Raw genomic sequence first — 22,847 nt, 5'->3', positions numbered from 1 at the left:
TACATGTTTAAGCTTTGTTTAAGAGAATACACTGTAACATTTTGTATGTTTACAAAAAAGCTTTTTTAGGAATATGTACTTACTCTGTTGTTTACTTATAATCATGCAAAACACATCAACTCTATACGACTTTAACACTAATAGTAAAGCTAACGATTGGCTAGTGATTGATGACGTAGTTATGGGTGGACGCTCTGATGGTAATTTTTATATAGACGAAAACGGTCATGGTGTTTTTGAAGGGAATATTTCACTGGATAACAATGGAGGCTTTTCTTCTATAAAATATGAATGCCCAACAATTGATGTTAAAGACTATACTAAAATAAGGCTGTACGTTAAAGGTGACGGCAACAGTTATCAATTGCGATTAAAAAGCAACCGAAACGATTATTATTCCTATACTGCTTATTTTCAATCGGACAATAATTGGGGAGCCATTGATATTCCTTTGAAAGCTTTTTACCCTGTTTTTCGAGGCAGAGATTTGGATATACCTAATTTTAAAGGTGAAACTATTGAAGAAATTGGTATTTTAATCGGCAATAAAAAAGTACAAACCTTTAAATTGGTACTGGATAAAATTGAACTCATTAAATAATGATAAGAAAACACTCTCCCAAAGACCTCGAAGCTATTCTCAATATTTGGTATCAAGCATCTACACTGGCACATCCGTTTTTAGATGATGCTTTTGTTGAACAAGTTAAAACAGCTATGCGTGATATGTATATTCCTGACTCTGAAACTTGGGTTTATGAAGAGCATGGTACTATTCTAGGTTTTATAAGTATGATGGATAATGAAATTGGTGGTTTATTTGTTTTACCAAACCATCATAGCAAAGGTATTGGTTCGCAATTAGTAAACTTCATTAAACCTTCTTATAAGAGTTTAGAGGTAGAGGTCTTTGATAAAAACGCTATTGGTAGAGCTTTTTATAAGAAATACGGTTTTAAATACATGCATTCCTATTTTCATAAAGAAAGCAACCAAGATGTCTTGCGTTTAAAATTTGACAATCTCAATTAAAAAATCGAACTTCGTTAACTCCTGATATAAATCCTTAAAACGATATCATATCAATAAGTTATCGAAACTTCAAAAAACCTACTCGATATACCCCATTTTTCGCATCCAGTCGTTATTAAACATTTTGCCTACATAACGGCTACCATGGTCGTGAAACAACACCACAACAACATCATCTTTTCCAAAATGTTCTTTTAGCTGTAGCACGCCTTTAATAGCTGCTCCTGCAGAGTTACCCAAAAACATACCTTCTTCTTTAGCCAATAACTGGGTGTAAACGGCAGCATCTTTATCGGTTACTTTGGTAAAACCGTCAATAATAGAGAAGTCTACGTTTTCCGGTAAAATATCTTCACCAATACCTTCGGTTACGTAAGGATAAATTTCGTTTTCATCAAAAATACCGGTTTCGTGGTATTTTTTAAACACGCTACCATAGGTGTCCACTCCCCAAACCTTAACATTTGGATTTTGTTCCTTTAAATATTTACCAACACCAGAAATGGTACCTCCTGTTCCCACGCCAACTACAAAGTGCGTGACTCTACCATCGGTCTGTTTCCAGATTTCTGGCCCTGTACTTTCGTAATGTGCTTTTGCATTACTTGGGTTGTCGTATTGGTTAACATACCAAGAGTTTGGTGTTTCATCACCTAGACGTTTTGAAACAGAATAGTAACTTCTAGGGTCGTCTGGCTCAACATCGGTAGGACAAACAATCACCTCGGCTCCTACAGCGCGAAGTATGTCCATTTTCTCTTTAGACTGTTTGTCTGAAATTACGAAAATACATTTGTAGCCTTTTACAATGGCAGCTAAAGCTAAACCCATTCCGGTATTACCCGAAGTACCTTCAATAATGGTACCTCCAGGTTTTAAGCGTCCATCGGCTTCGGCATCTTCAATCATTTTTAAAGCCATACGGTCCTTAACTGAATTCCCGGGATTAAAGGTTTCGTATTTTGACAAAACCATGCATGGTAATTCTTCGGTTAGTTTATTGATTTTAACCAAAGGTGTATTACCTATGGTTTCTAATATATTTTTTGCGTAATCCATACTTATCTATTTGCGGTGCAAATGTACAGTAAAAGTTAGAAAAGTAAAGAAATGAGGTGGTTATTTAAAGTAAGTATTTATTTTGATATTGCTACGTCGCTTGCTCCTCGCAATAACAAGACTACTCAAAACGCATGGCTTTGACTGGCGATATTTTTGTAATGATGTAAGATGGTAAAAGTAACATAAGCATGCACATCACAAAGGTCCCTATATTTAAAGCTATAACATAACCTAAACTTAAAAATACTGGTGCCTCGCTTACATAGTATACATCAGGATTTAAAGGAAATAATTTAAAATATTTTTGTGCCAATAAAATCCCCAATCCAATAACATTCCCCCAAAACAGGCCCAGAACAACTAAATAAGACGCGTTGTAAAGAAATATTTTTCGAATACTTAAATTACTACTACCCAAAGCCTTTAGTATACCTATCATTTGCGTACGCTCCAAAATCAAGACCAACAAAGCTGTTATCATATTGATTCCAGCAACCAAAATCATAATACCGATAATGCCATAGATGTTTTTATCAAAAATATTTATCCATTCAAAAATGGTGTCAAATTTTTGTTCTACAGTAATGGTATTCATTTCAGAAGGTGTGTTTTGATATACCTGTTCCTGGATTTTTTGCAATTGGGAATAATCATCAACAAACAATTCAAAATGTCCCACTTGATCTTCATCCCAGTTATTAAGTCGCTGAATATGTTTTAAGTCGGTAATGATATATGTTTTATCAAAATCTTGAAATCCTGAATTGTAAATCCCAACAATTTTATACGGAATGATGCGTGGTGGTTTATTAATATCTTCACGCATAAAATAGGTTTGAATAGTGTCTCCCAATTTTAAATTTAATCTATTGGCAATATATTTTGAAATTAACACATCCTCATTCCGTGTTTCAGAAAAATCAGGTAAGCGACCTTCAATCAAGTACTCCTGAAAATAATCCCAATTATAATCGCCACCAACTCCTTTAACTATAACAGCTTCAAAGTCGGATTCCGTTCTAATAATACCGAACTTGGTTGCAACCGCTTGAATGTGACTTACGCCTTCTACTACTTTAAATTCGGGATAAAAATCCTGTTGCAACGAAATAGAGTTATCACTTTCATGTGAATTATTACTACCAAACTTTGAAATCATGATGTGGCCATTAAAAGCCACAACCTTGTCACGAATTTTTTGTTGTAAGCCAATTCCGGTAGCAATGGCAATAAGCATGACCACCATACCAATGGCAATTGCAGTAATTCCAATTTTTATTATTGGTGCCGAAACGCTACTTTTATACGCTTTACTATCAATTATACGTTTAGCTGTAAAATATTCGAAATTCAAATGATGCAATTAGGTTTTAATAAGATCAAAAATACCGTTTTTTTATTTGTTTTAGTATTGATTTCCTGTGGAAACTTTTCACAGACTGAACCTGCTATAAATAAAAAATCTAATGAAGACCAGATGCTTCAACAAGCTCAGCATGATAAGTCATTACATGTTGGTGCTAACAGAACAGAACTCTATTTACCAATATTAACCGACAAAAACGTTGGTATTGTTGCCAATCAGACTTCGGTTATATTTTATGACGAAAGTGAGATGACAGAACAAAAGGGCTATACACATCTGGTCGATTCCTTATTAAGTCTAGATATTAACGTAAGGAAAGTGTTTTCTCCAGAACATGGTTTTCGCGGTACTTCAGATGCTGGCGAATTAGTTAATGATGGTGTAGACACTAAAACAGGGTTATCTATTGTTTCATTACATGGAAAAAGCAAAAAGCCTTCCAAAGAACAACTCAATGATATTGATATTATAATTTTTGATATTCAAGATGTTGGCGTACGGTTTTATACCTATATCTCAACATTACACTATATCATGGAATCTTGTGCTGAAGCCAAAATTCCTTTAATTATTTTAGATAGACCAAATCCTAATGGCCATTATATTGACGGTCCAACTTTAGAAATTGAACATAGAAGCTTTTTAGGTATGCATCCTATTCCTTTAGTTCATGGTATGACTATTGGTGAGTACGCTCAAATGATAAATGGCGAAAACTGGTTAAAAAATGGTATTCAATGTGATATTACTGTAATTCCTATAGCAAATTACACACATGAAATATCTTATAGTCTGCCCATTAGACCTTCACCTAATTTACCAAACGATCAAGCTATTAAACTATATCCAAGTCTTGGTTTGTTTGAAGGCACGAACATAAATGCTGGTCGTGGCACTGAATTTCAATTTCAACGTTTTGGAGCGCCCTTTCTCAATCCCGAAACCATGGCGTTTACTTACACACCTGAATCAAATTTTGGAGCCAAGCACCCTAAACACAAAGGCAAGCTGTGTTATGGTGAAGATTTAAGTACTGAAAAAATTAATGGCATGACCTTAAAGTGGATTATTAAGGCCTATGAAAATTCAATGGATAAATCCTTATTTTTCTTAACAGACGGCTTTACAAAACATGCTGGAACCACTAAACTCCAAAAACAAATTGAAGCTGGATTAACTGAAGCTGAAATAAAACAGACTTGGGATGCTGGGCTAAAAATCTACGATGCCATGAGAAGACCTTATTTGTTGTATGATTGATTAAGTCTAGTCGTCCAAAGACGATAATTTTGATTTTTCAAGGGTAATCATTTCTGGTGTTTGCTGTATTCTTAAAACAAATACAATTTTTTTTGGAGATTCGCCAACAACCAACAGATGCTTTCCTAGTGACAGCCCAGATAGTGACAATTGGTATTCATTTGTATCTAAATATATGTCTATCTCTCGTTTATAATCGCTATTTATGGAGTAAATATGTGTGATTTTCCGAGTGCTTTTTAAAAGCAATGTATCTTTAGTTTTGTTAAGATTGTGGGATAGACTACTTGCCCGATTATTATAATTCTTTTCAATTTTAGCATAGGACGCTTGTCCAAATACTGAATAAGAACATAATATTAAGAAACCGATTATAAGTGTAGTACTATATGTTTTCAATTGTTGGTTGTTAGGTTTTTCTTTTCTAATCCAACAACAATTTTTGATTAACTCCTCAATTAAATCTACATAAACAACTGTAAATGAAAGCTATATAATCTTTTAACTACACAAAAACTAGGATGAAATTCATTTAAAGCCATAAAAAAAGCCTTTAAACAAAGGCTTTTTTATACATATTTAATTCAATTAAAACAATTGGTAAGACACAAACATACCAATATTTGTAATAGAACTCGAACCATAAACAGATCCTAATACCTTGTCGGTAATCATTAATCGCCCTTCAAATGAAAATCTTTTATAAATTACACCAGCTCCAACACTAAAGGTAAAATAAGAATCGGCACTACCTATATCAAACATCTGCTCTTCATCTGAAATAGCATTTACTCTCTTGTAGCTTACATAATTTTCATAAGATAACACATAGTTAAATCCAAATCCACCATTAATAAACGGAAATAAGTCTTCATTTTTACTTTTAAACTTATAACGTATTAATACATTTGCACCTAAAGTAGATTGTTCTAAATACATAGTACCATCTGTTATTGTCGTTAATTCATTAGGTTCAAATTCTCCTTTATAAGCAGAGTATAACAATTCGGTACGCAAAGACCATTTATTTCTGTTTTTAGAAATAGGTATATCAGCAGCAGCTCCAAAGCTTGGCGTTGTAAAGCTTCCTCCATCAAAATTTTCTAGTATTGAATTGGGGTGCTCAAAATTAAAATTTGAAAAAGCAAAACCAGCAGTAACATAAAAAACCACTTTTTCTCGCTCAACTTTTTTCGTGTAATTGTCTGAATTATCACCCGAAATACACGTGTTATATTTGTTGAATATTTTAGATAAAGGTAATCGTCTGTATTCTAAACCTTCAGAAATTTTCAAGGAACTACAATCATTAAACAGTACATTTAACTGCCCCAAATATTTCTTAAAAGTCATTAAATCTTGATTGCCTTCCTGTAATTTTTTACGATTTATTAGTTCTATAAACGTGTCTCCCTTTTCAGCATAAAAATGGGTTCTAGAATCATAATATTCATAAAGGCTGGCATTACCTTGAGCTAATACATTTAAAAAAACATGCCTATCTTCAAACATAACCTTTTGATTATCTGTCATTTTACTCAATTGTTGTTCTGTAACATCTACGGTAACAAATCTACTTATAAACTTGTCATTTTCTACTTGAAAGGCAAGTAAATCTTCAGGCTTATAGGTTCTAATATTATCACCTTGTCTAAAATTAATAGTTTCAGGTGTTTTTTTCCAGTCCTGATAGTCTATCTCTCCATTTAAAATTTGATTGTTTTTAGTTGTAACAGAACCTGTTACAAAATTTGATTGTGCAACCATGGATGTAACGCACAACATAAGGGCAATTTTAATAAGTTTCATTGGTTATTAGTTTTGATTTAAAGCCCCCAAAAATAGAAAACTCTACACTCCTAACTAATAAAAAACCGGTTATTTTTCAGAAACTTTTATCGTAGGTTTTTGATACTCCTGAAAAGGCTGTTTAAGCAATTCGCCAATCTTTCCATTAGCTACTTCATCGGGAAAAACATCTACGCCATATATCAACTTATCTCTATCCAACTCCATATAAGTACCAAACAGTCTATCCCATATTGAAAAAATGTTACCATAGTTAGAATCGGTATAGGGTAGTACATAATGATGGTGTACTTTATGCATGTCTGGTGACACAAAAAAATAGCTTATAGCTTTGTCCACTTTTCTGGGTAATTTAATATTAGCATGTGTTAATTGCGTAAATACAACCGATAACGATTGATACAAGAACACCAGAGCAATAGGTGTTCCCACAATAAAAACACCTAACAAAGTAAATGTGAATCGAATCACGCTTTCTATTGGGTGATGCCTATTTCCAGTTGTTGTATCAACATTATGATCAGTATGATGTACCAAATGTACCATCCACAATGGTTTTACTTTATGCTCAACAAAATGCGCCAAATAGGCTCCAAAAAAATCCAAAAGCATAACACCAAGAATTGCATATAACCATAACGGCATTTCTGGCAACCAATTAATAATTCCAAAATTATTGCTTGCAACCCAATCAGCAGACTTCAATAATACGAAAGCCAAACCAAAGTTTATGATAATGGTTGTTAAAGTAAAAAAGAAATTAGGCCAAGCATGCTGCCATTTTTTATAATTGAACCGAAATAATGGAATAGCTCCTTCTAAAAGCCAAAATAAAGTAATCCCTCCTACAAGTAATATACTTCTGTGTAGCGATGGAATAGTTTCGAAATAATTTATAATTTGTTCCAAGTATTTTTTTTACAATTTAATTCTTTTTTTCATTTCCTCAACAATATTAAAAGCCGCAGGACAGATTGCCACATTTTTTAGAGTTAAATTAGATATCTGTTGAAATTTCTTTCTATCGGTATGTGGAAACTCTTTACAGGCTTTGGGTCTTACTTCATAAATACTACAATAATTATCAGCCCCTAAAAATGTACACGGAACAGATTTAAGGACATAATCGTTTTCTTCATCAATTCGTAAATAGGAATCGATAAATTGTTGTGGTTTCATTTTAAAAAACTTGGCAATACGCTCTATGTCTTTATCTGTAAATAAAGGCCCTGTAGTTTTACAACAGTTGGCACACTCTAAACAATCAGTACGTTCAAATTCAGCCTCATGCAACTCTTGCATGATATAATCCAATTGTTTTGGTGGTTTCTTTTTTAGCTTTTTAAAAAACGATTTATTCTCGTTATGTTTATCTTTGGCCAGCTTTGGGAGATTGTTTATAAGATCTTGCATGGTGTAAAAATAACAACTTTTAAAATAGATGCTGAATTTAGTTCAGCATGACAAATTTAATGACACGAGATTTATTTGGGAAAGCCTTGTTAGATTATTACAACGATAATTATACAGAAGACATTATTACTTCTACTAACATTTCTGATGACGACGAGTTACCATTGCCTTATCTCTTTAGAGACTATAAAAACATGACCAAAATAGAGCAAAAAGCACTCCAATTAGCCAAGGGTTCAGTACTAGATGTAGGTTGTGGTACTGGAAGCCACAGTCTTTATCTCCAAAAAAAGGGAATCACCGTAAAGGGAATTGATATCTCTCAAGGTGCTGTTGAAGTTTCACATAAGCGTGGCGTTAAACAGGTAAAACAAATTCACCTATTAGAGGAAACTGAACAGTTTGATACCATTTTACTGTTAATGAATGGCACTGGTATTTTTCAGGAAGTGAACCAGGTTGGCACGTATTTAAAACACTTAAAGTCTTTACTCAAGCCCAATGGTCAAATATTGATAGATTCTTCAGATATAAAATACATGTATGAAGATGATGATGGTGGCCTTTGGATTAACACCAATGCCGAATATTATGGCGAACTGGATTATTATTTGAGTTACAAAGGCGAAGAGGAAGCACCTATGAAATGGTTATATTTAGATTTCAACACGCTACAAATAGCCTGTGGCAGCGTTGGGCTAAAATGCAAAAAAATATTGGATGGCGAGCACTTTGATTACTTGGCGCAATTAGAATTATAATACTTTACTATAGCTTCTAAATCTTTCCTTTTATATACTTTGCTTTCAATTTTTTTCACCAAACTCTGGCAATCCTGGAAATACGCCATGGCTCGGTTTCTAAACGATTGTAATTCTACATAATTAAACTCTACAGGTACATTATCGTATTGTTGAAATAACGTTTCCTCTACTACATTTAATGAGTAACCATTACCGTTGGAGACTTTACGTTTCAACAATTTTAATTCACCATCTACAACTAATTCTGCAAAACCTAATTTAGTTTTTTTGCTATTTTTAGGGATTACCACAAATGTTGCTTTACGCTTTCCATTTACACTATTTTTTTTAACTCTACCACTTAATTCAAAAACAATGCTGTCTACATTTTTAGCTTTAATTTCTTTTATAGGCTTCTTCTTACCCTCGGTAAAACGTAAACGCTCTTTTTGTCCAAATGGTGTGGCCCTATCTAGCATAGTTATTCGAGCTTGGCCTTTTAAAACAGAACCGTCTTTTAAATAAATTTCAGCTGGCTCCCAATCTTCGTTATATTGTGAAAAACCAAATTGAAAACAGCACAATATCAAAAACGTAAGTAATCTATTCATATTTAAAAACATGTCGTTAATAGCTTTGTCTAACACCATTAATAAAGGTATGTAGAACTTTTGTTTCTGGAACCTTGCCAATCTCAACTTCCATAATATCCTGATCCAGGATAATGAAATCAGCAAACTTCCCAACTTCAATACTGCCCTTTTCTTGCTCTTCAAAGTTTGAATATGCAGCCCAAATAGTCATGCCCTTTAAGGTTTCTTCTCTTGTTAAGCCATCTTGCGCATTAAAACCACCTTCAGGAAAACCTTCAACATCCTGCCTAGCAACTGCAGCATAAAAGGTTAAAAACGGACTCACATTCTCAACTGGAAAATCGGTTCCTAATGCTACTTTTCCTCTAGCATTTAACAATGTTTTGTAGGCATAAGCACCTTTAATACGTTCAGCTCCTAATCGGTCTTCAGCCCAATACATATCACTGGTTGCATGTGTTGGCTGAATGGAAGGTATTATATTGTCATCTTCAAATACTTTAAAGTCGTTATCGGTAATTATTTGAGCATGCTCAACACGCCAACGCCTATCAGATTCTCCTTCCAATACCTTTTGATAAGTCTGTAGAACATATCGATTTGCTGAATCACCAATAGCATGTGTATTCATTTGATAACCTGCTTTTTTAATTCTTTTTGCAAATTGCTCATAATCATCCAAACCAATAAGCATCGCACCAAAATGATTTTCTTTATCTGAATAAGGCGCTTTTAATGTAGCACCACGTGACCCCAATGCACCATCGGCATAAACTTTTACAGATTGAACGTTTAATCGGTCTGTTCTTATTTTTCCTTGAGGCAAATAATGGTCTAAATTCTTTTCAGTATTGCTGATCATAGCATACACACGCATCTGCAAATCGCCAGACTGTTGTAAACTATCTATAAGCTCAATAACCTCTTTATCTAATCCAGCATCTGAAACAGTAGTCAACCCTAAATTTGTGCATATTTTTTGAGCATCCAACAACGCGTTTATTTGTAATTCACGATTTGGCTTTGGAAAAATAGCTTCAACCAATAACATAGGATTGTCAATTAACACTCCTGTTAATTCACCATTCTCTTTAATTACCTCTCCTCCTTCAGCTTCAGTTTCAGGGGTAATGTTGGCCAAATCCAATGCCGCTTGATTACATAGCATGGCATGACCATCTATTCTGGTTAAAGCCACTGGTGTTTCTGGGAACAGCGCATCCAACAATTTTTTATTAGGAAAATTTTTATCCTCCCAATCGTTTTGGTCCCAACCACGGCCAATAACAAAACTAGTTTGTCTTTGGTTTTGGTAATCTAAAACCCGCTTCATAACATCATCAAAACTGGTGGTTCCTTTTAAATTAACTTCTTGAGTATTTAATCCTAAATTATAAAAGTGGCAATGTGCATCTATAAACCCAGGAAATATAGCTTTGCCTTTAGCGTCTATAATGGTATCGGCTTGGTATTTATTTTTTAGGTCTTCAGAGTTTCCAACTTCTAGGAACTTACCATCTTTTATGGCAAAAGCTTCTGCTTTATCAAAATTGTCACTAACAGTATAAACTGTTCCATTTATAACAACAGCATCGACTTGTTGTTTTTCTTTTTGACAGGAAAAAATTAGAATTAAAACGATAATGGAAAACAACTTTTTCATAAAGAATAAATTTTGATAATGATATATACTGTTCAAAAAACAGAAGCTAATATCAGTGTAAAAATAAAAAAAGCACTCAAAAATTGAGTGCTTTTTTCTGCATTTAATAAGATTTTGATTTCAGTTCAGTACGACAAGTAAATTAGGATATCCAAAAGATTCCTGCTTTCTCAGGAATTTTTTAAAAATCAAACTTATAGGTTGCACCTGCCAAAACTTGAATGCCTTGTACGGGATAGTTTTGCCAACGTGCATAATCGTTTCCTGCTAAATTATTACCTCTTGCATAAACCGAAAACCTATCGTTAATATGGTAGCCAACATTAACGTTAATATCAAAATAACTATCTAGGGTTACAATTTGTGGTGTTGCTGGAAAAATCATACTATTTAAATAAAACTGGTCTTTGCGCTCTCCGACAAAAAATAAACTTGCGCCTGCAAACCAATGTTTATCAATTTGATAATCCATAAACAATGAGGCTTCAATATCGGGTAAGTTCCAAGCTTCAGCCTGTTGATCAGCATTATAAATAAAATAATCACCTTTAAGCCCTAAAGTAAAATTACGGTTGACATCCACATGTAACTCACCTCCTACTGAAAAGGTTGCGACATCGTCATAAACCACGCCAAAAGAATTACCATAAGTATAGTCTTCTTCAGCTATTGTGATATCATTATTTATAAATAACGCACGATCTCTATCGGCTAAATACGAGCCGTGAACATCATAACTCATGCTATTGGAAATTTTTCCTTTTAATCCAACATAGGCATTGTATTGTTGATCTGTTGGTGCAACAACTAACGTAGGTGACACAAACGGATTATCTTGTGAAAAGTCGTAATAGGAATTTTGATTCAAGCCGCCCTTGATTCCACCATAAGCTATTAAAACCTCATCTACTAAACGATATGACGCAGCAATATTCGGATAGATATAAAACTTGTTGTCACCCAATTCTGTATCGTTTAAATAGAATAAAGAAACCCCTAAATCCAACGTTAAATCATCTTGAGTCAGACGATAAACAGGAGCCAAACCAATATTAAAATTACCGTACTTCAATTCGGTATTTGTAAAATAATTTCTATCGAATGCACCGCCTAGATAATCCAAATACAAAGTCGTAGAAATTTCTTCATCAGCAATTGGAATTGCTGCTTGTGCCTGCATTTTAAATCTATTTTCAGAAGAACCATTATCATCGCCAAAATATCTAAACAATACAGAAACAGACTCTAAATACGACTCTTCAAACTTTACATCGCCTCCAACATGCGCGCCATAAAAGGTATGAGCAACAGCTAAACTATCGGCAGTGGCTTCATTAAACAAAGGCTGTGCCAATCCATACCAATTATATTTTTGGTGCAATCCGCCCAATTCAACATTCCAGGACATATCACGTAAATTACTGGCATAATTGACGTTTAATTTGGTATCCAAAAAATTATCGTCCAACAACACATCATTTATTCCGCCTTGCGAGGAATGATGACTAACATATCCACCAACGCTCTCGGTTCGACTTAAAGCATGATTTAAATAAAGTTCTCCTAAAATTGTTGTATAGCTTCCAAAGCCCAATGAGGCATAATTATCAAATAATTTTGGCGGCTTTTCTTTATCTACAACTGCAGCCTTACCTTTTGCTGGTGTAAAAGTAGATGCTACCGGAAAGGAAAAAATATTATACTGCACCTCTTTTTTTGAGGTATTGACATCGTCGTCCAAATTAGGTTCTTCTTTTACCTTAAAAGCATCAGAAACTGATGGTGTATAGGGTTTTACCACATCAATAACATTAGTATCTATAGTATCTTTATCGCGTTCCTGAGACCACAATGCCGAAACATTAGCTAAAAATAAAATAAGGGTTATGATTGAAATCTGCTTACGCATAAGATATTTTTTTGTTTGATGAATTCTAATTAATTGTCTTCGGTTTGAATTGACGAATTGGTTTTAGCTTGTTCGGTTTTTATTTTGGAAAGCTCGTTTTGAGCTTCAGTAGTTACATCGTCAAAATCGGAGAAATTTTCAATAACACTTTCTAAAATATAGGTAGCTTGAAACGCATCATCCAAATTGTAGAAATTTTTAGCCATGACTATGAGCCCTTTGGCACTATAATATTTATATGATGAATAATCTTTGGCCAATTTTTGCACAACGGTATTGGACTGCTCATAATTTCCTTCCTGGTTTAAAAAGTAAGCCTTATAATACATAGCCTCTGCAGCCGTTTCTCCGGAAGCTGTTCTTTCTACTTCAACATAGGCCTCACGTGCTCGGCTTTCGTTATTGGTTTTAATAGCTGACCTAGCAATTATAACATAGGCGTCACTTGTAATTTTATTATCAATTTTTGATTGTCTCAACACCTTTTCAGCATAAGCAACAGCCTCATCGTAATTATTTAATTGATAATTGGCTTTCATAAGATTAGACTGTGCAAAAACAACATTTTGAGGAAAACTCGCTTCAGCTTCCAAGCGTTTTAAAATTGGTAGTGCACCAACCCAATCCTTTTCATTTAAATTAATTTGGGATAAACGTAATAAAGCTTCTTCAGTAAATTCATTTTGTGGTGCTTCAGTTACGTACTTAAAATGTGGTTTGGCATTCGTTTGCAAATCGTCTTTAAAATACAATTGAGCTAAATAAAAATGGGCCTGTAAAGCGTTTAATCCGTTAGGGAATTCATTTAAGTACCCATTGAACTGCTTAATAGCATCTGATGATTTGTTTTCCAAAAATTTCTTTTCTGCTGACTCATAAGTTGCCTTATCTAAATCGGCATCTGTAACATCAACATAATCTAATGTTTTAACCCAAGAAGCATACTCATTTACTCGACCCAAATCAATATAAATTAAACGTGCAGTTGAAACCGCTTGAGTAGCTTCTGGTGTCCCTGGATAATTGTTAGCTACACTCTTAAATTTACTTAAAGCCTCGTTGTTATCTCCTGCATTATAATACACTAAACCTTGACGTAATTGGGCTTTTGGAACCAACGTGCTCATACGGTATTCTGAAGCTAACTGATTGTATAATCGCATAGCTTTATCAGTATCATTCTGCTTAACATAGGTGTTAGCCAATTCATACATAGCATCGTCGCGTAATGTTGATTTAGGGTATTGCTTTATAAATTGTTCAAGGCCATCAATTTTCTTATTGGTCTTTCCAGCATAACCTTCGCTTAATGACATTTGAAAATACGCATAATCTGAATCGACCTTATTAATTGAAACTGCTTGTTTGTAGGCATTTATAGCTTCATTATAATCACTAGCCACAAAATTAACATCACCCAAACGCAGATATGCATCGTTTAAGCGAATATCGTCGTTGGATTCTGAAATAAAATTCTCAAAATATGCTTCGGCATTCGAATAGTTTTTCTGTTTAAAATAGATGTAAGCTAAATTATAATTGATGTTTTGAGATTCAGGCAAGTCATTGTTTGCTTGCGACTGAAATTGTTTAAAGCCAATTAAAGCTTCATCATAATTGGTTAAGTTATAATTGGTCTCGGCTTTCCAAAATGTGGCTCGTGCAGTAAAAACAGGATCTCTAGGTTCTTTCAAAGACTTCTCAAACAAATCTAAAGCTTCCTGATATTGCGATTCGTTATACAACTCTAAACCTCTGTAAAAAGCGACTTTTTGAAAAGCTACCTTGTACTCAAAACTACGTTTACCCTCTAACAGTTTTAGGGCTTCTTCATAGTTTTTAGACGTGATATACGAATCGATTAACAGGATTTCAATTTCTTCTTTATAAGCGGTGTCTGGATATTTATCAAGATAATCCGTTAGCACCTGTGGAACCGATTGATATGGATTTCCTATGTCGTAACTTATTTTTGCGTAGTTTAACCAAGCATCTTCCTGAATTTTTAAATCGAAGTCCATTTGAGAAGCGTTTCTAAACGCGTTTAAAGCCTCTTGCTTTTTATTCAGTTGAATATAACTTTCGCCTAAATGATAATACGCATTTTGTGCAACTCCGTTATTACCGGCTATTATCTTATTAAATTCAGAAATAGCATCTTCATACTGCTTTTGCTTATAGTAAGCATAACCTAATTGATAATAATCGGTATTATTCCATTTGCCACGCTTTCCTTCATATTCTTTTAGAAAAGGGATGGCTTCTGCATATTGCTCCAGGTTAAAATAACTTTCTCCAATTATTTTATTAAGTTCGGAAACCTCTTCTCTGTCACTATCAGGCAATCGTTCTTTAGCCAACTTAATAGCTTCTTCAAACTTTCCTAATTTAAAATTTAAATCGGCTTGATAATAGGATAGTTTTTCCTTGTATTTCTCTTGGTCGCTAACCTGATCAAAATACGTGTTGGCTTCATCGTAATCATCGCCTTCATAAGCCATATATCCAATATAATATTTAGCCTGCGAGCCATATTTAGATGAGTTTTCAACTTGGCTTAAATAGGTTTTTGCTGATTTGTAATCACCTGTTGAAAAGGACACATATCCATTATTGAAATTAAATTTTTCACGTTCATTTCGGGCTAGAGCATCTTCGTCTACCTTGTCATACCATTTTTTTGCATGGGCATACTTTCCATTGGTAAAATAATAGTCAGCAACGTCAATAAATGCTGTATTCCGTTTTGTGCTTGTAGGATGGTTTTCTACAAAATCTTCAACCAGTTTATCGGCATTCTGCTGGTTTAACCGTACAGCACAATTAGCAATGTAATAATCGCAATCGGAAACAATTTCATCTGTCGAAGCTGTTTTCCTAATACTTTTAAACAAGGATTGAGCGGCTAAATATTGATTGTTATTATAAAGTGACAGTGCTTTTTGATAGTCAACCAAATGACTGGTGTATATTTCAGATTCTTGGGCTTTTATCGTGTAATTAAGCCCTATAATAAGTAAAAAAAATACCGTTATTCGCTTTAACATGTATGCTTATTTTATTTAAAATCAAAGATAATTTAATCTCAATCTTATAACGTTAGAAATATGTTATAATTATAAACAGGTTTATCAAATTTTGAACCAACTTTAAAAAAGACTTTCCAATTACTTATAAATCCACTAGAAAATAATATTTTTACAACTACCTATTTTTTATTGTTTATGACCACAACCTGTATTATTGTTCCTTGCTATAATGAAGAGAATAGGATTGATAGTACAGCTTTCAAAAATTATTCCACCACACTAGACTTTCTATTTATTAACGATGGCAGTAATGACAATACCCAACAAATTTTGGATGAATTAGCCGATTATGCTGATAATTTTAAAGTACTGCACCTAAAAAAAAATGTTGGTAAAGCAGAAGCTATTAGGCAAGGTGTTTTGTCTACTAGTAAAGAATATAATTTTATTGGTTATTTGGATGCCGATTTATCGACACCTTTAAACGAAATTGAGCGTTTAAATAAAATTGCAATTGAAAGCCAGAAATCCATTGTAATGGGTTCTCGCGTAAAACTAATAGGCACCAAAATAGAAAGACGTTTAAAGCGACATCTTTCAGGTAGAATAATAGCAACTTGTATAGATACGTTTCTATTACAGCTTGGCATTTACGATACACAGTGTGGGGCAAAAATTATACAATCAAGTTTAGCCAATGTAATTTTTAAGGATCCCTTTAAAACTAAATGGTTGTTTGATGTTGAATTAATTTTACGTACTAAATTAAATTTTGGAAAAAACTATTGTTTGCAAAATATTATGGAGGTTCCTTTGCTAACATGGACAGATGTAGGTGCTTCAAAAATCACCCTTATTGATATTCTGAACCTGCCTTTCAACTTTTTAAAAATTTACGGGCACTATAAGTGATTTTTCTTCAAAACATAAAGGCTGCAATTAATCGATATCCATTAGTCTTTCTATTAGGATATGCATTTCTGATTCGTTTATTTGTGTTTTGTTTTTATAACCATGTAAGTCTTTTTCCGGATACCGAAGACTATACAAATCTGGCTCAATATATTGGGAATCTAAATTTAGTACATTATACTGGTCAACGCACACCTGGCTTTCCAGCCCTCATAGCTTTAAGTGGTCAAAACCTAAACATTACCGTTTTTATACAAACTATTTTAGGGTTATTAAATTGCTATTTGCTTTTTGATTTTTCGCACAGAAATTCTAAAAATACTAATTTGGCATTTTGGATTGCTATTATTGTTACATCTTTTCTTCATGTTGTTTTTTATGAATTTGCCATTCTTACCGAAACACTATCGTTCACTTTAGTTCTTTTAAGTTTTTGGTATGTTGAAAAATATGGCTTACTAGGTAATGAGGGAAAACTCAAACACCTTTTCATTTTATCACTTATATATGGTTTACTGTATTTAACAAGACCCATGTTTATTTATTTCCCTGTTGGCTTTATGCTGTTTTATATTGTAAAAAACTTCAATGTTGATTTAAAAAATACAGCCTTTAAAAGTCTGACCGTTGTTATTGTACCATTTTTATGTTTTTACGGTTGGAATAAACTTAATGAAAATAACATAGGGCACTTTACAAGTTCCTACTATCTAGGTATAAATTTGGCGCAAACAGCTACTTCTTTTTTTGAAAAAGCCCCTAAAGAAGACCGATTAATACGCGATATTTTTGTTAAGCATAGAACTTATGTTGAAAACAATTTGCCTCAATCAATGTATCCCATGACTGTATGGTATGCTTACGACGAACTTTTGGAAGAAACTCAATTAAGTCCACACGAATTATCTGCTGAACTCGGTAGAATATCCAAAAATCTATTTGTTGTACATCCCGATTTATATGCCAAGCAAGTATTTATTTCATGGCGAGACTTTTGGGGAGGGGCTTCAAGTTTACTATGGAATGCTGACAAATTTAAAAACAAAACCGTTAAACACATGCTTGTTGGCCTGTGGTTATATATTCAAAAACCCGTTCTTCTTTTATTCAATTTTTTATTTCTTTTGTTTAGCTTAATTAAAATAATACGGTTTATAAAAAGCAAATGCAAAATTTGGGATTATGATCTATTTCTAGTTCTAATTATACTATCAGGTTCTTTGGCTCAAGCTTTAGTTGCTTATGGAACAAATTCGCGATTCTGCTTTCCCTATTTCGCATTAATTGTTTACTTTGTCCTATCGAATCTTTTCAATTTAAAATTCTTAAAAACGAACTATGCAAACAGTCCTTCATCTTAAAGACGCATCCATATATCAAGGAGACAGCCTCGTATTATCTGATGTAAATGTAGAAGTTAATAAAGGGGATTTTGTTTACCTCATTGGTAAAACAGGAACTGGAAAAAGTAGTTTCATGAAGACTCTATATGGCGATTTGCCTCTAACTAAAGGCGAAGGCAGTATAGTTAATTTCGATTTAAGAACACTTAAAGAAAAAGATATTCCCTTTTTACGAAGAAAATTAGGAGTTGTTTTTCAAGATTTTAAACTACTGACAGATAGAACGGTAAACGAAAACTTAATATTTGTGTTAAAAGCCACTGGATGGAAAGACAAAACAGAAATGACAACTCGAATCGAAGAGGTTTTGGACAAAGTAGGCATGAAAACCAAGGGCTTTAAATTTCCACATGAATTATCTGGTGGAGAGCAACAGCGTGTTGCCATTGCTCGAGCTTTATTAAATAATCCTGAACTTATTTTAGCTGATGAGCCTACAGGTAATTTAGATCCACAAACTAGTGTTGAAGTCATGGAAGTGCTTCAAGACATCAACAAAAATGGCAATACCATTTTAATGGCCACACATGATTATGCCTTACTATTAAAGTATCCAAGTAAAACCCTTAAATGTGATGACAATCAAGTTTACGAGGTTGTTCAGCGAAAAGCTTAAAGGTTTTCAATTACCGAATTGATTATTGTGCTACATTTTTTTGCACCATTGACATTTAAATGGTCTGCATCATGAAAATCATTGCGCGAAAAGCTATTATCGTAAAGTAAATTCACATGGGTTACATGTTCATTATCAAAGTCAAATGCTTTAGATATTCTTGATATGGCTGCTACTTCTTCTTGATCTAAAAGCGATAAATATGGTTGACTTACAGGCATGTTAACCAACAAGACCTTAACATTGTATGTCTTACACGTCTGAATCATAGTATTTATTCGCTCTATATTTTTTGAAAAATCCATAGAACCGTCATCATGCTTTCTTGAAATTAGCTTTGAAAGCCTTTCCAATTCAAGTGAGTCTACAGTAGAAATATAAGTATTCCCCCAACCTTTCTTATCACAACCAACTAATGTTTTGGTTTTCAAATACATTTTAACGTAAGTAGCTGTTTTTCCTAATTTCTGAGTAAGTGCCAAACTATATTGTTTAGGGTCGTACCATTTTATGTAAGGCACAGTCAAGTCCATTTGCGAGGCATAAAAGTACTTTCTCCAATAATCTTCTTGTGTGTTATCTGCTTGACTGAAAGTCGTGTACTCAATAGGAATAACTATACATTTCAAATTTGTTAATTTAGAAATATGCGCTTCAAACAATAGTTTATCAAAATAAATTGTCTGACTTACATTTGCCATATTTACTGTTGAACTTGAAAAATATTCTGGATTTAAACCATAAAAGGTATGAGAATCACCAAAAATCAAAACCTCAACAGCTTTAGATTCGTTTTTAATAAGCTGATTTTTGAACGTATAATTATTAGAGACATTTCTGTAGAACAATTCAACGGTAAACCAAACCAAAAAAATAGGAATTATCAATAAACCAATATGTTTTAGAAATCTGCTCATTAAAATTGAAAATATATAAAGGCCTGTGTTTCTCCAGCGAAATAAAACACCACAAATACTACCATATAATAGACCAATAAACGCACAGGTTTTGATTTTATAAAGCTGATTTCTAAAACATGATCTTTATCTCGCTGCAACCATTCTATAACCAAATACACCAACAAAAACAAAATTAAGGCTCTAGACACTTGTGGTATACTAAATAAACTTTTACTAAATATTCCACCTAAATAATGTATGGCATCATATAACGTTTCAGCTCTAAAAAACACCCACGCCAAAACAACTATTAAAAATGTTATTCCCATTTGCAGCATAGTTTTTAAGCTAGGAAGCAATTTTCCTGTATCTGCCACGTCTTTAAATTTTGAGTTTTGACCAGTAAGTATGAGTGGCAAAAAACACAAGGCATGAATTAACCCCCAAACAACAAATGTCCAATTAGCTCCATGCCATAAGCCACTTACCAAAAAAACAATACATATGTTACGCACGACTTTTAATTTAGATCCTTTATTTCCACCTAACGGTATGTAAACGTAATCGCGAAACCAAGTAGATAATGAAATATGCCAACGTCTCCAAAATTCACCTAAATTTCGGGACAAATACGGCATGTTAAAGTTTTTCATTAAATCGAACCCAAATAATTTGGCCGACCCTATGGCAATATCAGAATAGCCAGAAAAATCGCCATAAATTTGAAAAGTAAAGAAAAATGCTCCAAAAAACAATGTACTACCACTTTGCTCTGGGTAATACTTGAATATTTCATCTACAACACGCGCACAGTTATCGGCAATAACCATTTTTTTGAATAGTCCTATTACAATAAGTTTTAAGCCCAAAATACCCTTATCGTAATTAAATATTCTTGCCTTTAGGAATTGTGGCAATAAATTTGAGGCGCGCTCAATTGGTCCAGCTACAAGCTGTGGAAAAAAGCTAACAAAAGCAAAAAACGCAAATATATTGTTGGTGGGTTTTATCTTTTGCCTATAAACATCAATTGTATAACTTAAGGTTTGGAATGTATAAAAACTAATTCCTACAGGAAGTAGGATTTGCAAGGTTGATGATTCAAGTGATTTACCAAACAAGGTAAACACTTGGCTAAAACTTTCAATAAAAAAATTGAAATATTTAAAAAAGCCCAATATTCCTAAATTGGTTAATAAACTCAAGCCCAATAACAACTTACGCTGTTTTGCTAAACTTGTTTTTGCGAGTTTCTTACCAACTAAAAAATCGACTAAAGAACTCATGACAATAAGACCTAAAAATCGCCAATCCCAACACGCATAAAAAAAATAGCTTACAACAATTAAATAAGCGTTTTGAATTTTGATATTTGCTTTAAAAACAAACCAATACAGCAAAAATACTACTGGAAGAAAGATGGCAAAATCTACTGTATTAAAAAGCATAATTCAAATTAAGAGCATTTAAAATATCCTCTCTTAATTTGGTAAATATACCTTTTTTAGATTAACAAGTATTCAACTAAAGGCCTAACCAGCCCATAATTCGTTTAAAAAAATTGTTGTGCTTTCCCTCAACCTTCTCTTCTATTTCAAAATTCACAACAAAAACCCCAAAATTGCTTAGTGTTTTACTAGGGTAGCGCTCAACTTGCATAGGGATTTTAATTTTTAACGACTGATCCAGAATTCCTTGAGACATTATCGTATTATAATCTTCAACATCACGAATGGTATACTTTACATTTTTAGGCAAATTATAAGTGCTAAAATCTACTTCCATGTCAGTTTCATTAACGTTGAATAATGCAACGTGAAACGTATTATTTAAATCTCCATTCTTATTAATATTAACAAATTTGTTAGGCTCAAAATCTTTAAAGTGTTGCCATTTTGAGTTTTCATCCAGACCATAAGCATCATACCATTGCTTTAAGTTATAATCCTGATAACTTTGAATTCGCATAGGTTGTGGTCTACGGGTGTAATATATATTGTTGGCAAATGTCCAAGTCTTATTTTTAAGATGTTCCAAGTTTTGTTTGTAAAACCGTATATAACCACTATAAACCCTGTTGTTATTGAATATAATGGATTCGACACTTAAAAAACGAACGGCATCTTTTCTACCAATAATGACATTATTTTCCACTACAATATCTTTAACTGGTGCCTTTGGATTAAATCCTATAGATAATGATGGTGCTTCTGTACCTTCTATGGCTTTTGTAAGTGATACATTGTGATAGAATATGTTATTCTTTATAACAATATTTTTGGCAATATTAACTTTGGTAACATCATCGGTCGCTACTATTAAATTATCTCTAAATTTCCCAGAAATCAGTCCGTTATTAAAAAGAATATTTTCCTCAAAACTCACATTTTTGACATACTCGTTTTTAGCCTTTCGTGAAGCTGACCAAATCTCAACACCCTTATAATAGTTATTAAAAATGATATTACCCTTAACAATGCGCATATCGTTTGAAGCATTTTGAATATATATTCCTACACCTCTTCCGCGTCTATCGGTCATAAATCCATTTTTATATATGATGCAATTTTCAATTATGGCATTACTCGTTTGTTTCCAAGAACCAAATCCTGATCCAGGGTTATTATATATTCTTATACCTATGAATTTACAATTTCTGCCTGAATAATGATTTATCCCATCAGAACGTTGAAATGCTTCATCTTTTTCAACCCTTGAAAAATTACCCAACCAAGTAACTTCAAAATTCTGAAATGTAACGCCTTGAGAATATACAGCCAAAACTTCCTTTTGGTCAGAATTCACATTCCCGTTTAAAACGACCTGTTCATTTTTATATGACGATACCATAATTTGTTTTCCGTCTATAGTACTTTTAAGCCTACTAATAAAACGCCCATTATAAACACCTTCATGCAACCAAATGGTATCACCTCCATTTACCCGTTCTGGTTTTTGGTTTAAAGCCGTTTGTAAATCCCATGGGTTATGTAATGAACCATTTCCCATAGATGAACCAGGATTTGATTTAACATCTTTAGGAAACACATGATATGATTTTTGGGCAAACCCAAAAACACTTGCAAAGCTTAATATAAAAAGAAGAAAAATCTGTTTCATAAATCCCTAAATTACAAT

The 22,847-nt window shown here is 33.3% G+C and carries 20 protein-coding genes; 7 read left to right on the top strand and 13 right to left on the bottom strand.

All coding sequences use genetic code 11. From position 1 onward, the window contains the following. Nucleotides 1-103: 103 nt before the first annotated feature. Nucleotides 104-601 carry a CIA30 family protein gene (locus K7G76_RS08750; RefSeq protein WP_223033829.1) on the top strand — a complete coding sequence of 166 codons (498 nt, stop codon included), beginning with the start codon at nucleotides 104-106 and terminating at the stop codon, nucleotides 599-601. Then, nucleotides 601-1,032, top strand: a complete 432-nt coding sequence (locus K7G76_RS08745; RefSeq protein WP_223033828.1) for an N-acetyltransferase — start codon at nucleotides 601-603, stop codon at nucleotides 1,030-1,032. Before K7G76_RS08750 ends, K7G76_RS08745 begins: the two co-directional genes overlap by 1 nt. Nucleotides 1,033-1,110: 78 nt before the next feature. Here K7G76_RS08745 and K7G76_RS08740 read toward each other — a convergent pair whose 3' ends face one another. Together K7G76_RS08740 and K7G76_RS08735 are read right to left on the bottom strand one after the other, a co-directional pair. Further along, nucleotides 1,111-2,091 (bottom strand): PLP-dependent cysteine synthase family protein, encoded by a 981-nt coding sequence (locus tag K7G76_RS08740; RefSeq protein WP_223033827.1) that lies wholly within the window; start codon nucleotides 2,089-2,091, stop codon nucleotides 1,111-1,113. A 121-nt stretch (nucleotides 2,092-2,212) separates the two neighbouring features. Then, complete coding sequence (locus tag K7G76_RS08735) at nucleotides 2,213-3,448, bottom strand: ABC transporter permease (protein ID WP_223033826.1); 1,236 nt, start codon at nucleotides 3,446-3,448, stop codon at nucleotides 2,213-2,215. On the opposite strand from K7G76_RS08735, the gene K7G76_RS08730 reads away from it, so the two are divergent. Beyond that, nucleotides 3,449-4,720 carry an exo-beta-N-acetylmuramidase NamZ family protein gene (locus K7G76_RS08730; protein ID WP_223033825.1) on the top strand — a complete coding sequence of 424 codons (1,272 nt, stop codon included), beginning with the start codon at nucleotides 3,449-3,451 and terminating at the stop codon, nucleotides 4,718-4,720. A 6-nt stretch (nucleotides 4,721-4,726) separates the two neighbouring features. On the opposite strand, the gene K7G76_RS08725 is transcribed toward K7G76_RS08730, so the two are convergent. The 4 genes from K7G76_RS08725 to K7G76_RS08710 form a co-directional block, all read right to left on the bottom strand. Continuing rightward, nucleotides 4,727-5,119: a hypothetical protein gene (locus tag K7G76_RS08725; protein ID WP_223033824.1), complete on the bottom strand. Its 393-nt coding sequence runs from the start codon at nucleotides 5,117-5,119 to the stop codon at nucleotides 4,727-4,729. Between the two features lie 189 nt (nucleotides 5,120-5,308). Continuing rightward, on the bottom strand, nucleotides 5,309-6,529 hold the full coding sequence (locus K7G76_RS08720; RefSeq protein ID WP_223033823.1) for an outer membrane beta-barrel protein: 1,221 nt from the start codon (nucleotides 6,527-6,529) through the stop codon (nucleotides 5,309-5,311). 69 nt (nucleotides 6,530-6,598) lie between these two features. Further along, on the bottom strand, nucleotides 6,599-7,438 hold the full coding sequence (locus K7G76_RS08715; RefSeq protein ID WP_223033822.1) for a sterol desaturase family protein: 840 nt from the start codon (nucleotides 7,436-7,438) through the stop codon (nucleotides 6,599-6,601). 9 nt (nucleotides 7,439-7,447) lie between these two features. Next, nucleotides 7,448-7,942: a YkgJ family cysteine cluster protein gene (locus tag K7G76_RS08710; protein ID WP_223033821.1), complete on the bottom strand. Its 495-nt coding sequence runs from the start codon at nucleotides 7,940-7,942 to the stop codon at nucleotides 7,448-7,450. A 47-nt stretch (nucleotides 7,943-7,989) separates the two neighbouring features. Between K7G76_RS08710 and K7G76_RS08705 the strand changes: the two genes are divergently transcribed. Beyond that, a complete protein-coding gene (locus K7G76_RS08705) occupies nucleotides 7,990-8,703 on the top strand; it encodes a class I SAM-dependent methyltransferase (protein ID WP_255572969.1) in 714 nt (237 codons plus the stop codon). On the opposite strand, the gene K7G76_RS08700 is transcribed toward K7G76_RS08705, so the two are convergent. From K7G76_RS08700 to K7G76_RS08685, 4 genes are all read right to left on the bottom strand, one after another. Then, nucleotides 8,679-9,296: a hypothetical protein gene (locus K7G76_RS08700; protein WP_223033820.1), complete on the bottom strand. Its 618-nt coding sequence runs from the start codon at nucleotides 9,294-9,296 to the stop codon at nucleotides 8,679-8,681. The two genes, K7G76_RS08705 and K7G76_RS08700, sit on opposite strands and share 25 nt — an antisense overlap. Before the next feature lie 16 nt (nucleotides 9,297-9,312). After that, entirely contained in the window at nucleotides 9,313-10,941 is a 1,629-nt protein-coding gene (locus tag K7G76_RS08695; RefSeq protein ID WP_223033819.1) for an amidohydrolase, read from the bottom strand. Nucleotides 10,942-11,122: 181 nt separating this feature from the next. Beyond that, nucleotides 11,123-12,850: a porin family protein gene (locus K7G76_RS08690; protein ID WP_223033818.1), complete on the bottom strand. Its 1,728-nt coding sequence runs from the start codon at nucleotides 12,848-12,850 to the stop codon at nucleotides 11,123-11,125. 29 nt (nucleotides 12,851-12,879) lie between these two features. Beyond that, a complete protein-coding gene (locus tag K7G76_RS08685) occupies nucleotides 12,880-15,897 on the bottom strand; it encodes a tetratricopeptide repeat protein (RefSeq protein ID WP_223033817.1) in 3,018 nt (1,005 codons plus the stop codon). 177 nt (nucleotides 15,898-16,074) lie between these two features. On the opposite strand from K7G76_RS08685, the gene K7G76_RS08680 reads away from it, so the two are divergent. Genes K7G76_RS08680 through K7G76_RS08670 form a run of 3 tightly spaced genes read left to right on the top strand, consistent with a single transcriptional unit; the run spans nucleotide 16,075 to nucleotide 18,810 of the window. Beyond that, entirely contained in the window at nucleotides 16,075-16,791 is a 717-nt protein-coding gene (locus tag K7G76_RS08680; RefSeq protein ID WP_223033816.1) for a glycosyltransferase, read from the top strand. Next, nucleotides 16,788-18,152 carry a hypothetical protein gene (locus K7G76_RS08675; RefSeq protein WP_223033815.1) on the top strand — a complete coding sequence of 455 codons (1,365 nt, stop codon included), beginning with the start codon at nucleotides 16,788-16,790 and terminating at the stop codon, nucleotides 18,150-18,152. Before K7G76_RS08680 ends, K7G76_RS08675 begins: the two co-directional genes overlap by 4 nt. Continuing rightward, the gene (locus tag K7G76_RS08670; protein ID WP_223033814.1) at nucleotides 18,130-18,810 is read left to right on the top strand and encodes a cell division ATP-binding protein FtsE; all 681 of its coding nucleotides are present in this window, start codon (nucleotides 18,130-18,132) and stop codon (nucleotides 18,808-18,810) included. The genes K7G76_RS08675 and K7G76_RS08670 overlap by 23 nt, the downstream gene beginning before the upstream one ends. Here K7G76_RS08670 and K7G76_RS08665 read toward each other — a convergent pair. The 3 genes from K7G76_RS08665 to K7G76_RS08655 all read right to left on the bottom strand — a co-directional run bounded on the left by K7G76_RS08665 (nucleotide 18,807) and on the right by K7G76_RS08655 (nucleotide 22,829). Continuing rightward, the gene (locus K7G76_RS08665) at nucleotides 18,807-19,727 is read right to left on the bottom strand and encodes a hypothetical protein (protein ID WP_223033813.1); all 921 of its coding nucleotides are present in this window, start codon (nucleotides 19,725-19,727) and stop codon (nucleotides 18,807-18,809) included. The genes K7G76_RS08670 and K7G76_RS08665 overlap by 4 nt on opposite strands. After that, nucleotides 19,727-21,157, bottom strand: a complete 1,431-nt coding sequence (locus K7G76_RS08660) for an MBOAT family O-acyltransferase (protein ID WP_223033812.1) — start codon at nucleotides 21,155-21,157, stop codon at nucleotides 19,727-19,729. The genes K7G76_RS08665 and K7G76_RS08660 overlap by 1 nt, the downstream gene beginning before the upstream one ends. Before the next feature lie 76 nt (nucleotides 21,158-21,233). Then, nucleotides 21,234-22,829 carry a hypothetical protein gene (locus K7G76_RS08655; protein WP_223033811.1) on the bottom strand — a complete coding sequence of 532 codons (1,596 nt, stop codon included), beginning with the start codon at nucleotides 22,827-22,829 and terminating at the stop codon, nucleotides 21,234-21,236. Nucleotides 22,830-22,847 lie beyond the last annotated feature (18 nt).

This window comes from Hanstruepera marina (assembly GCF_019880635.1).
Taxonomy (GTDB): domain Bacteria; phylum Bacteroidota; class Bacteroidia; order Flavobacteriales; family Flavobacteriaceae; genus Hanstruepera; species Hanstruepera marina.
Note: the sequence above shows the minus strand (reverse complement) of the source record. Positions and strands in the feature narration are given on the sequence as shown.

What these genes read in the sequence shown, in the direction of transcription:
- K7G76_RS08750 (WP_223033829.1), top strand. Translation starts at nt 104, where the DNA reads ATGCAAAACACATCAACTCTATACGACTTTAACACTAATAGTAAAGCT.
- K7G76_RS08665 (WP_223033813.1), bottom strand. Translation starts at nt 19,727, where the DNA reads ATGAGCAGATTTCTAAAACATATTGGTTTATTGATAATTCCTATTTTT.
- K7G76_RS08660 (WP_223033812.1), bottom strand. Translation starts at nt 21,157, where the DNA reads ATGCTTTTTAATACAGTAGATTTTGCCATCTTTCTTCCAGTAGTATTT.
- K7G76_RS08710 (WP_223033821.1), bottom strand. Translation starts at nt 7,942, where the DNA reads ATGCAAGATCTTATAAACAATCTCCCAAAGCTGGCCAAAGATAAACAT.
- K7G76_RS08700 (WP_223033820.1), bottom strand. Translation starts at nt 9,296, where the DNA reads ATGAATAGATTACTTACGTTTTTGATATTGTGCTGTTTTCAATTTGGT.
- K7G76_RS08705 (WP_255572969.1), top strand. Translation starts at nt 7,990, where the DNA reads ATGACAAATTTAATGACACGAGATTTATTTGGGAAAGCCTTGTTAGAT.
- K7G76_RS08670 (WP_223033814.1), top strand. Translation starts at nt 18,130, where the DNA reads ATGCAAACAGTCCTTCATCTTAAAGACGCATCCATATATCAAGGAGAC.
- K7G76_RS08695 (WP_223033819.1), bottom strand. Translation starts at nt 10,941, where the DNA reads ATGAAAAAGTTGTTTTCCATTATCGTTTTAATTCTAATTTTTTCCTGT.
- K7G76_RS08680 (WP_223033816.1), top strand. Translation starts at nt 16,075, where the DNA reads ATGACCACAACCTGTATTATTGTTCCTTGCTATAATGAAGAGAATAGG.
- K7G76_RS08690 (WP_223033818.1), bottom strand. Translation starts at nt 12,850, where the DNA reads ATGCGTAAGCAGATTTCAATCATAACCCTTATTTTATTTTTAGCTAAT.
- K7G76_RS08745 (WP_223033828.1), top strand. Translation starts at nt 601, where the DNA reads ATGATAAGAAAACACTCTCCCAAAGACCTCGAAGCTATTCTCAATATT.
- K7G76_RS08655 (WP_223033811.1), bottom strand. Translation starts at nt 22,829, where the DNA reads ATGAAACAGATTTTTCTTCTTTTTATATTAAGCTTTGCAAGTGTTTTT.
- K7G76_RS08730 (WP_223033825.1), top strand. Translation starts at nt 3,449, where the DNA reads ATGATGCAATTAGGTTTTAATAAGATCAAAAATACCGTTTTTTTATTT.
- K7G76_RS08685 (WP_223033817.1), bottom strand. Translation starts at nt 15,897, where the DNA reads ATGTTAAAGCGAATAACGGTATTTTTTTTACTTATTATAGGGCTTAAT.
- K7G76_RS08720 (WP_223033823.1), bottom strand. Translation starts at nt 6,529, where the DNA reads ATGAAACTTATTAAAATTGCCCTTATGTTGTGCGTTACATCCATGGTT.
- K7G76_RS08740 (WP_223033827.1), bottom strand. Translation starts at nt 2,091, where the DNA reads ATGGATTACGCAAAAAATATATTAGAAACCATAGGTAATACACCTTTG.